Below are 12,038 nucleotides of genomic sequence, written 5' to 3'. Positions count from 1 at the left end.
TCGGTTACCGTCCGGGCATGCGCACAGCCTTCGGCGCCGGGTTCGCCGTCCCGGACGGGTACCTCAACACCCCGAGCATCGGCATCCCGCCCGCGGCCGTCGCCGGCGCGGTCGCCGGTGCGGTCGAGGCCTGGCGGACCGGTGCCGCGCAGCCGACGGACTTCGAGCCGCTGGTCGCCCGCGCCCGGCAGGGCTTCGCGGACCTCGTCGGCGTGCCGGCCGGCCGGGTGGCCATCGGCGCGTCCGTCGCGCAGATGCTCGCGATGGTCGCCGCGGGGCTGCCCGGCGGCGCCCGCGTGCTCACCGCGGCGGGCGAGTTCACCAGCACCACGTTCCCGTTCGCCGCCCGGGGCGCGCGGATCACCGAGGTGCCGGTCGCCGACCTGCCCGGCGCCGTGCGCGGCCACGACCTGGTGACCGTCAGCGTCGCCCAGTCCGCGGACGGGACGCTGGTGGACCTCGGCGCCCTGCGCGCGGAGTGCGAGGCCGCCGGGGTGCCGGTCGTCCTCGACGCGACCCAGGCGGCCGGGTGGCTGCCGCTGGAGCTGGAGTGGGCCGACTGGGTGGTGGCCGCCGGGTACAAGTGGCTGCTGTCCCCGCGTGGCTGCGCCTGGCTGGCGGTGCACCCGCGGGTGACGGACCGGACCGTTCCGGTGGCCGCGAGCTGGTACGCCGGCGAGGACCCGTGGCAGACCGTCTACGGCCTGCCGCTGCGGCTGGCCGACGGGCCGCGCCGCTTCGACGTGTCGCCGGTGTGGTTCGCGCACGCGGGTGCGGCGGTCGCGCTGCCGTACCTGGCCTCGCTCGACCTGAACGCGGTGCGCGCGCACGCCGTGCAGCTCGCCGACACCCTGCTGACCAGGCTCGGACTGCCCGAGCGGGGCAGCGCGATCGTGGCGCTGGCGGCCGATCCGGCCGCGCTCGCCCGGGCCGGGATCACCGCGAGCGCCCGCGCCGGCCGGGCGCGCCTCGGCTTCCACCTCTACAACACCGGCGACGACGTCGAACGCGTTCTGGACGCGCTGCGGTGAGTCACCCGCACGAGTGAGCTACGGTGTGCCCCCGTGGTTGGTGCGCAATTCCTCCCCGGCTCCGGCGACACCGCGCCGCTGCCCCGGGTCCCCGCCGAACCGGCTCCGCCGCCCCGGCGGCCACGCGGAGCGGTGGTCAAGATCGCCGGCCTGGTCGGGGTCGCGGTCGTGGCCGGGCTCGTCTGGTGGCTGGTGCGCGGCGGCCCGGACGAGGCGTCCCCGCCCGCGTCACCGCCGGCCAAGGAGTTCCAGTTCGCGCTGACGGACGGGCCGATCGCCGCGACCGACTGCGCGGCGAACTCCTACGGGCAGATCAAGCAGTGGTTCGCCCAGCATCCGTGCCAGCGGCTGGTCCGTGCCCTCTACACCACGAACGCGGGCACCGCGCGCGCGTTGGTCTCGGTCGCGGTGGTCACCCTGCCGGCACCGGAGGATGCGCGGCAGCTCAAGAAGCTCGCCGACGCCGACGACACGGGCAACGTCACCGACCTGGTGCGGGACGGCACGGCGCAGATCCCGGGGGCGCCGAAGCTCGCCGACGGCTACTACACCTCCCGCGTGCAGGGCAGCACGCTGACGATCGTGTTGTCCGCGTACTTCGACGGACGTGCCGGGGACCCGGCGCTGCGGCGCATCGGCAACGAGGCCCTCGATCTGACCCCGGGCGGCTAACCCGCGTTGCGCAGGTAGGCCACCAGCGAGTCGATCAGCCGGAAGGGCGGCTTGCCCAGCGCCGGGATCTCCGGGGACGGCGGCAGCCGCTCCCCGGCCACCACGAGGTGCTTCGAGCTCTGCAGGAACACCGGCTGGTGCTTGTCGTCGAGCACGAACATCACCGCGGTGTGGTCGACGAGCCGGGCGATGGTGGTGCCGGTGATGCCCGGGCGCGAGCCGGTGAAGCGCGCGCCGGTGCCCAGGTACACGCCGCGCCGCCCGGGATCGGTCTCCCGCCAGCCCTGATCGGCACCGGGCACCAGCCGTGGATCCCCGCCCGCGGCCTGCAGCTCGCTCAGCGCCCGCCCCTGCACCTGTGGCAGCGGCTCGTCCACCAGCGGCTGCGCGACCTCGTACAGCGCGTACCGGGAGGCGCCGGGCGCGGGCGGGACCAGGAACAGGTGCAGGACGACGAACTCACCGGGCCGGCCGTGCGGCATCCGGATCAGCTGGCGCAGGAGCAGGCCGCGCAGGCGGGCCGCGCCGTCCTCGGTCAGGCCGGTCAGGGAGCGGGTCAGGGTCAGCAAGGGGCGTCCTCGGGCGTCGAGCGTGTCCGGGGAAGGTTATGCCGTCGCGCCCGATCGCGCGCCCCGGTCAGGTCTGCGGGGCGCCCGGCAGCACGATCGCCACCGGCTGCTCGCCGGCCGCCTCGCGCCAGCGGGTACCGCGCCGCGCCGACCCGAGCAGCGCTTTCAGCGCCACCGAGCGCAGCCCGGCGTCGTCGGTCTGCTCCAGCACGCCCCGCCAGGCCGTGGCGGCGTCCGCCTCCGCGATGCCGACCACGCTCTTGGCCGAGGTGGGGTCGGTGACCGGCCTCGGCGCGATGTAGGCGGGCTCGGCCGGTTCCGGCTCCACGCCGACCCCGGCCAGCATGCGCACGCAGGCGTCCCGCCGGTCGTGGTGGTCGGCGGTGCCCTCGGCGACGCCGGCCCGGTAGTTGTCCGGCAGGAAAGCGCTGACCAGCCCGTAGATCCACAGCGCGGCGTGCTCGGCCGACAGGGCCCGCTGCACCGGCCCGACCGACTCCGGCGGGATCGCCGACGCCGGCGCGGTCACCTGGCCCGGATCGGTGCCCGGGCCGAGCTTGGTCCCCACCCGTTGCAGCCCCGCGCAGCCACCGGCGACCGCGGCGACCAGCCCGGCCCGGTATCGCGGCAGCCCGTCCACCAGCCCCTCGGCCTGCCGGCGCGCCGTGGCCAGCCGCTGTTTCAGCCCGGCCATGCCCTGCTCGGCCGGCACCACCGCCTGCACCGGCGACTTCGGCCGGTTCAGCCGGTCCACTTCGTACTGCAAGGCCTGTGCGTGCGCGGTGCGGGCCGCCGCGTACTGGCGCGCCACGTCCGCGTCACCGCCGGACGCGGCGGCCACCGCGTCCGCCGCGGCCGCATCGGAGCGGGCCTGCTCGGCCAGCAGGGCGAGCGGATCCGGGTCGTCGGAGTAGCCGGTGGCACACGCGGTGAGCGGGACGGCCAGCGCCGCCAGCGCGCTCGTCCGCAGGACGTCGCGACGGGTACGAGGTCTCACGGGCGCCCATCCTGCCAGGGCGCCGGTGACCACGGGCGGTGACCGGGGGCAACAAGATAAGCTTGTCCCTCACCAACCGACAGCAGACCAAACAGGAGAGCGCCAAGGTGCCTGGAGAACTCGCCGCCCGGCTGGAGCCGATCGTGGCCGAAGCCGTGTCCGGCGCGGGTTTCGACCTCGACGCGCTCGACGTCCAGCAAGCGGGCCGCCGCAAGCTCGTCAAGGTCGTCGTCGACTCCGACGACGGCGTGGGACTCGACGAGGTCGCCGACGTCAGCCGTGTCGTTTCGGCCGTGCTGGACGAGCACGAGCAGTTGATCGCCGGCGCCTACACCCTCGAGGTGACCTCGCCGGGCGTCGACCGCCCGCTGACCCGGCCGCGCCACTGGCGCCGGTCGCGGTTCCGGCTCGTGCGGATCACGCCACGGGAGGGCGCCGAGTTCGTGGGCCGGGTCGGCCACGCGGGCGAGGAGTCCGCGCGGGTGCTGGCGGGCGGTGAGATCCGGGACGTGCGCTACGCCGATGTGGCGAAGGCCGTCATCGAGATCGAGTTCAGGCAACCACCGACCGAGGAGCTGAAGCTGCTCGATTCAGACGCCTCGGCGCACAACGCGGGCGAGCCGGAGGAGGATCCGAAGTGAACGTGGACATCGCGGCCCTGCGCGCGATCGAGCGGGACAAGGACATCCCCTTCGAGACGGTCCTGGAGGCCATCGAGACCGCGCTGCTGACCGCCTACAAGCACACCGAGGGGCACCAGCCGCACGCCCGCATCGACATCGACCGCAAGACCGGCGTGGTGCGCGTCCTCGCGCACACGTTGAGCGAGGACGGCGAGGTCGACGAGGAGTGGGACGACACCCCGGAGGGGTTCGGCCGGATCGCGGCGACCACCGCGCGCCAGGTCATCCTGCAGCGCCTGCGCGACGCCGAGCACGAGAAGACCTACGGCGAGTTCTCCACACGGGAGCGGGAGATCGTCGCCGGGGTCATCCAGCGGGACGCGCGGGCCAACGCCCGCGGCATGGTGATCGTCCAGGTGGGCGACACCGAGGGGGTGATCCCCCCTGGCGAGCAGGTGCCGGGCGAGCGGTACGAGCACGGCGAGCGCATCAAGGCGTACGTGCTGACCGTCTCGCGCAGCTCCCGGGGCCCGTCGATCACGTTGTCGCGCACCCACCCGAACCTGGTGATCCGCCTGTTCGCACTCGAAGTGCCCGAGATCGCCGACGGCACGGTGGAGATCGCGGCGGTGGCGCGCGAGGCCGGGCACCGCACCAAGATCGCAGTGCGCTCCACCGTCCCGGGTGTCAACGCCAAGGGCGCGTGCATCGGCCCGATGGGGCAGCGGGTGCGCAACGTGATGAGCGAGCTCGGGGGTGAGAAGATCGACATCGTCGACTACTCCGAGGATCCGGCCCGCTTCGTGGGGAATGCGCTGAGCCCCGCGAAGGTTGTCTCGGTTCAGGTGGTGGACGAGCGCACGAAGACGGCCCGCGTGGTGGTGCCGGACTTCCAGCTCTCGCTGGCCATCGGCAAGGAAGGCCAGAACGCCCGCCTCGCCGCCCGGCTCACGGGGTGGCGGATCGACATCCGCAGCGACGCGGCCGCCGATGCGGCGGCCGAGGACGCGGCGGCGGCGGCAACCGGTTCGGCTGAGTGAGAGGCCACGAGTTAAACTCGATGGTGGTGCGGAGCTCGCGCTCGGATGCTGTACGCGCGAAGCACCGGGGACACCCCCCGGTGCGGACGTGCGTGGGGTGCAAGAAGCGGGCTCCCGTCGGTGAACTACTGCGAGTGGTCGCGAAGGACGGGCGGCTGGTCGCCGACACGCGTCGGCGGCTGCCGGGACGGGGTGCCTGGCTGCACCCCGGGCCGGAGTGCCTGGCCAAGGCCGAGCGGCGGCGAGCGTTTCCCAGGGCCCTCAGGGTCGCGGGACCGCTCGACGCGGCGGAGCTGCGTGACCACGCCGGGCAGGTCGCCGGGAGGCACGGACAGGGGAGCGTCCCCGGTCCGGAGGAAACGAAGGAAGCAGGTCGACCCGTCATGAGTCAGCCGTGAAGCTGAAGCCATGAACGCGCGACGATAGGACGAGGTCGAGCGGGTTTGCCGCCCGGCCTCACCAGTTGAGGAGAGCAGTGGCAGGCAAGGCCCGTGTGCACGAGCTCGCGAAGGAGCTCGGAGTTACGAGCAAGGAAGTTCTCGCCAAGCTGAAGGAGCAGGGCGAGTTCGTGAAGTCGGCGTCGTCGACCGTCGAGGCACCCGTTGCCCGGCGGCTGCGGGACGCCTTCGTCACCAAGGACAACAGGTCCGCCGGCCGGTCCGGCGGCGCCCGCCCGGCATCGTCGGCGGGTAACGGCGCGGCCCCGAAACCGGGCGCGCCGCGTCAGCAGCAGCCGCAGGCCCGCCCGGTCCCGGGTGCCAAGCCCGGCCCGCGTCCCGGCCCGCAGCAGCAGGCCCCGGCCGCGCCCGCGCCGCAGGCGCCGGCCCCGCAGCGTCCGGCCGAGCAGCGTCCGGCCGAGCAGCCGGAGCAGCAGCAGGCCCCGGCCGCGAAGGCGCAGCCCCCGGCACCCAAGACCGGCACGCCGCGTCCGGGTGCGGGCGGTTCCGGCCAGACCGGTTCCGTGGTGCCGCCCAAGCCGCAGGGCCCCAAGCCCGGCCCGCGGCCCGGCCCGCGTGCCCCGCGGCCCGGCAACAACCCCTTCGGTGTCGGCTCCGGCGCGCCCGCGCCGCGTCCGCCGGCACGTCCCGGCGGCCAGGGCGGCGAGCGCCCGGCCGAGCGGTCCGGCGGCGGTGACCGTCCGGCTCCGCGTCCGGGCGGCGGCAACCGCCCGACCCCGGGCAACATGCCGCCGCGCCCGAACCCGGGCATGATGCCCGGCCGCGTGCAGCGGCCCGGCGGCGGTCCCGGCGGTGCGGGCCGTGGTGGCCCCGGCGGCGGCCGTGGTGGTGCCGGTGCCGGTCGTGGCGGACCGGGTGGTCCCCGCGGTGGCGGTGGCGGCGCCCCGCGTGGCGGTCCCGGCGGCGGTGGCGGCGGTTTCCGTCCCGGTGGTGGCGGTGGCGCCCCGGCCGGTGGTGGCGGCGGCTTCCGCGGCGGTCGTGGCGGCGGCGGTGGCCGCGGCGGCACGGCCGGTGCCTTCGGGCGCCCCGGTGGTCCCTCACGCAAGGGCCGCAAGTCGAAGCGGCAGAAGCGCCAGGAGTACATGGAGAACATGCAGGCGCCGTCGGTCGGTGGCATCCGGCTGCCCAAGGGCAGCGGGGAGACCATCCGGCTGCCGCGCGGTGCCTCGCTGACCGACTTCGCGGAGAAGATCGACGCGAACCCGGCCTCCCTGGTGCAGGTGCTGTTCCACCTGGGCGAGATGGTCACCGCGACGCAGTCCGTCTCGGACGAGGTGCTGGAGCTCCTCGGCTCGGAGATGAACTACAACGTGCAGGTCGTCTCTCCCGAGGAGGAGGACCGCGAGCTGCTGGAGACCTTCGACATCACCTACGGTGAGGACGAGGGCGGCGAGGAGGACCTGCAGGTCCGCCCGCCGGTGGTGACCGTCATGGGTCACGTCGACCACGGTAAGACCCGCCTGCTCGACACCATCCGCAAGACGCGGGTGCACGAGCGGGAGGCCGGTGGCATCACCCAGCACATCGGTGCCTACCAGGTCGAGACCGAGCTGGACGGCACGCCGCGGCTGATCACCTTCATCGACACCCCGGGTCACGAGGCGTTCACCGCCATGCGTGCCCGCGGCGCGAACTCCACCGACATCGCGGTGATCGTGGTCGCCGCGGACGACGGTGTGATGCCGCAGACGGTGGAGGCGATCAACCACGCCCAGGCGGCCAAGGCGCCGATCGTCGTCGCGGTCAACAAGATCGACAAAGAGGGTGCGAACCCGCAGAAGATCCGCCAGCAGCTCACCGAGTACGGCCTGGTGGCCGAGGAGTACGGCGGCGACACGATGTTCGTCGACATCTCCGCCCGCGAGAACATCAACATCGACGGGCTGCTCGAGGCGATCCTGCTGACCGCGGACGCCACCCTGGACCTGCGGGCCAACCCGGACATGCCGGCGCAGGGCGTCGCGATCGAGGCGCACCTCGACCGCGGCCGCGGCCCGGTGGCCACCGTGCTGGTCCAGCGCGGCACACTGCGGGTCGGCGACTCGGTGGTGGCCGGCGACGCCTACGGTCGCGTGCGGCGGATGGTCGACGAGTACAACGAGGACGTCACCGAGGCGCTGCCCTCGCGTCCGGTGCAGGTCATCGGCTTCACGTCGGTGCCCGGCGCGGGCGACACGTTCCTCGTCGTCGAGGAGGACCGGGTGGCCCGGCAGATCGCCGAGCGCCGCCAGGCCCGCATCCGCAACGCGCAGAACGCCGCCAAGCGCAAGCGCGTCAGCCTGGAGGACCTGGACTCCGCGCTGAAGGAGACGAACAGCCTCAACCTGATCATCAAGGGTGACAACTCGGGTACGGTCGAGGCGCTGGAAGCGTCGCTCGTGCAGCTGGACGTCGGCGAGGAGGTCGAGCTGAACGTGGTCCACCGAGGTGTCGGTGGCGTCACCGAGAGCGACATCGACCTGGCGACGGCCTCCGACGCGATCGTCCTGGGCTTCAACGTGCGGGCCGAGGGCAAGGCGACCGAGCGGGCCAACCGCGAGGGCGTCGACGTCCGGTACTACACGGTGATCTACCAGGCGATCGACGAGATCGAGCAGGCCCTCAAGGGCATGCTCAAGCCGGAGTACGAAGAGGTCGAGCTGGGCCGCGCCGAGGTGCGCGAGGTCTTCAAGTCCTCCAAGTTCGGCACGATCGCCGGTTGCCTGGTGCAGTCCGGCGAGATCCGCCGCAACGCCAAGGCGCGCCTGCTGCGGGACAACGTGGTCGTCGCCGAGAACCTGCCGGTCAGCTCGCTGCGGCGGTTCAAGGACGACGTGGTCGAGGTCCGGGAGGGCTACGAGTGCGGTCTCACGCTCGGGTCCTACAGCGACATCAAGGTCGAGGACGTCATCGAGACCTACGAGCAGCGCGAGAAGCCGCGCGTCTGAGTCGGGTAGTGGTTCGCGGGGCCGGTCTGCTGACCGGCCCCGCGGCCTCACCTGGGACAGGGAACCGATGTACGTAGGTGCGCTCGAGCTCGACGTGCTGTTCGGCGACGTGCAGTCGCTGAAGCAGAAACGGTCGCTGGTGCGGCCGCTCGTCGCCGAGGTCCGCCGCAAGTTCGAGGTGTCGGTCGCCGAGGCCGGTCACCTCGACCTGCACCGCCGGGCCCTGATCGGGGTGGCGGTGGTGGCGGCAGACGGTGAGCATGTTCGTGATGTGCTCGACGGCTGTGAACGGCTGGTGGCGCAGCGGCCCGAGTTGGAGCTGCTGTCCGCCCGCCGCCGGCTGGTCGGGCCGGAAGACTGAAGAAATCAAGGGGAGTGCGTGATGGCCGATCCGGCTCGCGCCCGCAGGCTGTCCAAACGGATCTCGCAGATCGTCGCGTCGGCGATCGAGCACGAGATCAAGGACCCGCGGTTGAAGAACGTGACGATCACCGACGCGAAGATCACCGCGGACCTGCACGACGCGACGGTCTACTACACCGTGCTGGGGGAGACGCTGGAGTCCAAGCCGGACTTCCCGGGCGCGGCCGCCGCGCTGGAGTCGGCGCGGGGTGTGCTGCGCAGCCGGGTCGGGCAGGGCACCGGGGTGCGGTTCACGCCGACGCTGACGTTCGTCGCGGACACCATCCCGGAGGACGCCCGGCACATCGAGGACCTGCTCGCGAAGGCCCGCGAGGCCGACGCCGAGCTGGCCCGCCGCGCGACGGGTGCCAAGCACGCGGGTGACCCCGACCCGTACAAGCAGCCCCGTGACGAGGACGACTCCGAGGACGACGCCACCGACGACGCCGGGGAGTAGACCCGGTTCCGCCGACCATGCCCCGCGCCCAGCCGGCGCGGGGCATGTCGTTTTCCCGGCACCTTGACGGGCCGTGCTTGGATCACGGGAACAGTGTCGTGAGCCGGGTCCGAGGGGGTCCACGTGAGGTCGATGGGATGGCTGTACCCGTTCCGGCCGCGGCCGTGGGCGGACATCGCCGCGGAGTTCCGCCAGCTCGCCGCCGCCCGGCCGGCCTACGATCACATGGCCGAGGTGGTGGAGAGCGTGCTGGACTCGCGCGCCCCCCTGCTCGGGTCGACGTCGCTGGGCGACCTGATCGTGGTGGACCGGCCGGTGCCGCGGGCCCCGTGGGGCGCCGTGGTCGTGACCGGGCCGTGGTCCCAGCGGGCGGTGATGGTGCCGGGCTGGGTGCGGATCGAGCACGTCGGCACCGGCGGCGAGGTCGCGGAGCGTCCGGTCGCCGAGGCGGTGCCGTTGTTCTGGCGTTTCGTGACGGGCAAGTTCGGCGTGCTGCCGGCGCCTCAGATGTCCTGACGGAGCCGGTGCCACCGGACCCGCCGGGGGCACCTCACGGCGGCGATCAGCAGAGCTGACCAGTCCGGTGTGGACACACTGTTCCCGTTGGGTGCCGTAGCGGTCACCCTCGAACCGGGCGGCGGATTCAGCCCGGTTTGCGCGCCACGATCAGGTCCCGCAGGATCGCCTGGTCCACCCGGTGCGCGAACTCCTCGAACGGCCCGCCGGTGCGCACCACCAGCCCGGCCCGGTCCAGGATCGTGGTGATCTCGTCCCGCTTGGCGACGTGGGTGTTCCACGACAGCCCCAGCGCTCCACCCGGCTTGAGCACCCGCGTCCACACCGGCACGGCGGCCGCCAGCAGGTCCCGCGGGCTCCGGGCGAGCTCGTCGGGCTGATGGCTGCCGTGCTGGACGCCGTACGGCGCGTCGGCCACCACGACGTCCGCCGAGCCGGCCTTGAGCAGCTCGTCGGTGGTCAGGGTGTCGGCGTTGAAGAACGTGACCCGCCGCGCGTCGCCCGCCTTCCAGCTGTCCTTGTCCAGCGCGTAGGAGATCTCCAGGCGCTGCCCGAGCCGGTGCTTGTGCCGCCGCAGCGGGCCGGAGTCGGCGCTGTGCTTGACGCGTTTCTGCCGCAGCCAGGTCTTGATGAACCGTTCGTAGGCCTCGAAATCCCGCTTGTCGACGTCGAGCCCGGTGGCGTCCAGGCCGTACATCATCGCCTGGTTCAGCGTGGTTCCCCGGCCGCACAACGGATCCACGACGTGCAGCGGCTGCGTCAGGAACTCGCCCGGCCGGGCGCGGGACAGCAGCGTGACGTTGAGCAGCAGCTTGGTGAACAGCTCGTTGGTCTTGCCCGGGTACTTCTGGATCGTCAGCAGGTCCGAGTCCAGCTTGTCCAGCGGCGTGATCTGCAGCGGGCGCAGCAGGTCGCCGCGGAACTCGAACAACGCGTAGAGCGACGAGAGGTTCGACAGCAGTGCGATGTCCTCTTCGGACAGCGCCGTCTCCGTCGCGAACGTGACGTAGGTGACGCCGCCGACCCGGCGCTCGCCGATCCCGGACAGCGGTGTGCGCAGCGCCTCGCCGAACACCGTCAGCTCGGCGCGCAGCAGTCCGGCGGACGCGTCGGCGTAGACGCGGTTGGCGCCGGGGTAGAGGAGGATCCCGTAGTCGACCATCGGGAAAAAGCGTAGCTTGCCCGCATGAGCACCTCCGCCCCGCTCGACTTCCCGCGCGCCGCCGCGCTGCTGCGGGAAGCGACCGACGTCACCCTGCTGGCCCACGTCCGCCCGGACGCCGACGCACTCGGCAGCGCACTGGCCCTGGGACGCGCGCTATCGCGGCGCGGCGCGACCGTGCGCGTGTCCTTCGCCGAGCCGGCGGAGGTGCCGGAGAGCCTGCGCGGCCTCGACGTGGACAACCTCGTGGTCCCGGCCGCCGAGGTCCCGCCGTCGGCGGGGTTGCTGGTGTGCCTGGACACGCCGAGCCCGTCCCGGCTGGGCACGCTCGCCGGGCTGCTGGACGCGGCGGGCGAGGTGCTCGTGGTGGACCACCACGCGTCCAACCTGCGCTACGGCACGGTCCACCTCGTCGACGACACCGCGGAGGCCACCGCGGTGCTGGTGCTCGCACTGCTGGACGAGATGGGGGTGCCGCTCGACGAGCCGATCGCGCGGTGCCTCTACGCCGGGCTGGTGACCGACACCGGCGGCTTCCGCCGGGCGCGGCCGTCGACCCACCGGGCGGCGGCCCGGTTGCTGGAGGCCGGGGTGGACCCGGACCGGCTGGCCCGCGAGGTGATCGATGATCACCCGTTCGCGTGGCTGCCGATGCTGTCCGCGGTGCTGGCGACGGCGCGGCTGGAACCGGACGCGGCGCAGGGTTTCGGGCTGGTGCACGCGGTGGTGACCGCGGAGGTGGCGGCCTCGGTGCGGCTGGAGGAGGTCGAGGGTGTGGTCGACGTGATCCGCTCGACGCGGGAGGCCGAGGTCGCGGTGGTGCTCAAGGAGCAGGCGCCGGGGGAGTGGTCGGTGTCGTTCCGCGCGATCGGCAAGATCGACGTGTCCCAGGCGGCGCGCAGCCTCGGCGGCGGCGGCCACCGGCTCGCGGCGGGCTGCACGGTCCACGGCACCGCCGAGGAGGGGCTGGCCCTGGTGCGGCGTGCCCTGGCGGAGGCGCCGCTGCTGAACTGAGCCGTCCCCGTGGCTGGCGTGGACGCCGCCCGCACCAGCCAACCCGCCGCGACAAGCGGCAAACACGCCGCCGCGATCAGCGAACACGCCCGCACGCCGTGTTCGCCGTTCCGGGTGGTGAGTTGGGCGGTCGGGGTGGGTCGGGGCTGAGGTGGCGGGCCGGTCCTCGG

13 protein-coding genes are annotated in these 12,038 nt (G+C 73.3%); 10 read left to right on the top strand and 3 right to left on the bottom strand.

Going from position 1 to position 12,038, the window contains the following annotated elements; translation table 11 throughout:
- The first annotated feature begins 17 nt into the window (after positions 1 to 17).
- Positions 18 to 1,031 carry an aminotransferase class V-fold PLP-dependent enzyme gene (locus FHX45_RS06060; RefSeq protein ID WP_167097429.1) on the top strand — a complete coding sequence of 338 codons (1,014 nt, stop codon included), beginning with the start codon at positions 18 to 20 and terminating at the stop codon, positions 1,029 to 1,031.
- A gap of 33 nt (positions 1,032 to 1,064) precedes the next feature.
- The gene (locus FHX45_RS06055; RefSeq protein WP_341771364.1) at positions 1,065 to 1,703 is read left to right on the top strand and encodes a hypothetical protein; all 639 of its coding nucleotides are present in this window, start codon (positions 1,065 to 1,067) and stop codon (positions 1,701 to 1,703) included.
- Here the strand turns inward: FHX45_RS06055 and FHX45_RS06050 are convergent.
- Both FHX45_RS06050 and FHX45_RS06045 read right to left on the bottom strand, forming a co-directional pair.
- Entirely contained in the window at positions 1,700 to 2,272 is a 573-nt protein-coding gene (locus FHX45_RS06050) for a hypothetical protein (RefSeq protein WP_167097427.1), read from the bottom strand. The two genes, FHX45_RS06055 and FHX45_RS06050, sit on opposite strands and share 4 nt — an antisense overlap.
- Positions 2,273 to 2,339: 67 nt before the next feature.
- A complete protein-coding gene (locus FHX45_RS06045; RefSeq protein WP_167097425.1) occupies positions 2,340 to 3,269 on the bottom strand; it encodes a DUF4439 domain-containing protein in 930 nt (309 codons plus the stop codon).
- 107 nt (positions 3,270 to 3,376) lie between these two features.
- On the opposite strand from FHX45_RS06045, the gene rimP reads away from it, so the two are divergent.
- The 7 genes from rimP to FHX45_RS06010 all read left to right on the top strand — a co-directional run bounded on the left by rimP (position 3,377) and on the right by FHX45_RS06010 (position 9,692).
- The gene (gene rimP, locus FHX45_RS06040; RefSeq protein ID WP_167108488.1) at positions 3,377 to 3,910 is read left to right on the top strand and encodes a ribosome maturation factor RimP; all 534 of its coding nucleotides are present in this window, start codon (positions 3,377 to 3,379) and stop codon (positions 3,908 to 3,910) included.
- Positions 3,907 to 4,932: a transcription termination factor NusA gene (gene nusA / locus FHX45_RS06035; protein WP_167097423.1), complete on the top strand. Its 1,026-nt coding sequence runs from the start codon at positions 3,907 to 3,909 to the stop codon at positions 4,930 to 4,932. Before rimP ends, nusA begins: the two co-directional genes overlap by 4 nt.
- 20 nt (positions 4,933 to 4,952) lie before the next feature.
- Positions 4,953 to 5,330: a YlxR family protein gene (locus tag FHX45_RS06030; protein ID WP_167097421.1), complete on the top strand. Its 378-nt coding sequence runs from the start codon at positions 4,953 to 4,955 to the stop codon at positions 5,328 to 5,330.
- Positions 5,331 to 5,407: 77 nt separating this feature from the next.
- Positions 5,408 to 8,317 carry a translation initiation factor IF-2 gene (infB, locus tag FHX45_RS28345; protein WP_167097419.1) on the top strand — a complete coding sequence of 970 codons (2,910 nt, stop codon included), beginning with the start codon at positions 5,408 to 5,410 and terminating at the stop codon, positions 8,315 to 8,317.
- 67 nt (positions 8,318 to 8,384) lie between these two features.
- Positions 8,385 to 8,678: a DUF503 domain-containing protein gene (locus FHX45_RS06020; RefSeq protein WP_167097417.1), complete on the top strand. Its 294-nt coding sequence runs from the start codon at positions 8,385 to 8,387 to the stop codon at positions 8,676 to 8,678.
- Between the two features lie 21 nt (positions 8,679 to 8,699).
- A complete protein-coding gene (gene rbfA / locus FHX45_RS06015) occupies positions 8,700 to 9,176 on the top strand; it encodes a 30S ribosome-binding factor RbfA (RefSeq protein ID WP_167097415.1) in 477 nt (158 codons plus the stop codon).
- 132 nt (positions 9,177 to 9,308) lie between these two features.
- On the top strand, positions 9,309 to 9,692 hold the full coding sequence (locus tag FHX45_RS06010) for a hypothetical protein (RefSeq protein WP_167097413.1): 384 nt from the start codon (positions 9,309 to 9,311) through the stop codon (positions 9,690 to 9,692).
- A gap of 127 nt (positions 9,693 to 9,819) precedes the next feature.
- Here FHX45_RS06010 and FHX45_RS06005 read toward each other — a convergent pair whose 3' ends face one another.
- Entirely contained in the window at positions 9,820 to 10,854 is a 1,035-nt protein-coding gene (locus tag FHX45_RS06005) for a TRM11 family SAM-dependent methyltransferase (protein WP_167097411.1), read from the bottom strand.
- Between the two features lie 24 nt (positions 10,855 to 10,878).
- On the opposite strand from FHX45_RS06005, the gene FHX45_RS06000 reads away from it, so the two are divergent.
- Entirely contained in the window at positions 10,879 to 11,868 is a 990-nt protein-coding gene (locus FHX45_RS06000) for a DHH family phosphoesterase (protein ID WP_167097409.1), read from the top strand.
- The last annotated feature ends 170 nt before the right edge of the window (positions 11,869 to 12,038 follow it).

Origin of the sequence: Amycolatopsis granulosa (assembly GCF_011758745.1) — a bacterium.
Taxonomy (GTDB): domain Bacteria; phylum Actinomycetota; class Actinomycetes; order Mycobacteriales; family Pseudonocardiaceae; genus Amycolatopsis_E; species Amycolatopsis_E granulosa.
Note: the sequence above shows the minus strand (reverse complement) of the source record. Positions and strands in the feature narration are given on the sequence as shown.

Excerpts from the sequence above, each read along its gene's own strand:
- FHX45_RS06020 (WP_167097417.1), top strand. The coding sequence starts at position 8,385 with ATGTACGTAGGTGCGCTCGAGCTCGACGTGCTGTTCGGCGACGTGCAG.
- rbfA (WP_167097415.1), top strand. The coding sequence starts at position 8,700 with ATGGCCGATCCGGCTCGCGCCCGCAGGCTGTCCAAACGGATCTCGCAG.
- FHX45_RS06030 (WP_167097421.1), top strand. The coding sequence starts at position 4,953 with ATGGTGGTGCGGAGCTCGCGCTCGGATGCTGTACGCGCGAAGCACCGG.
- FHX45_RS06060 (WP_167097429.1), top strand. The coding sequence starts at position 18 with ATGCGCACAGCCTTCGGCGCCGGGTTCGCCGTCCCGGACGGGTACCTC.
- FHX45_RS06010 (WP_167097413.1), top strand. The coding sequence starts at position 9,309 with ATGGGATGGCTGTACCCGTTCCGGCCGCGGCCGTGGGCGGACATCGCC.
- FHX45_RS06005 (WP_167097411.1), bottom strand. The coding sequence starts at position 10,854 with ATGGTCGACTACGGGATCCTCCTCTACCCCGGCGCCAACCGCGTCTAC.
- FHX45_RS06000 (WP_167097409.1), top strand. The coding sequence starts at position 10,879 with ATGAGCACCTCCGCCCCGCTCGACTTCCCGCGCGCCGCCGCGCTGCTG.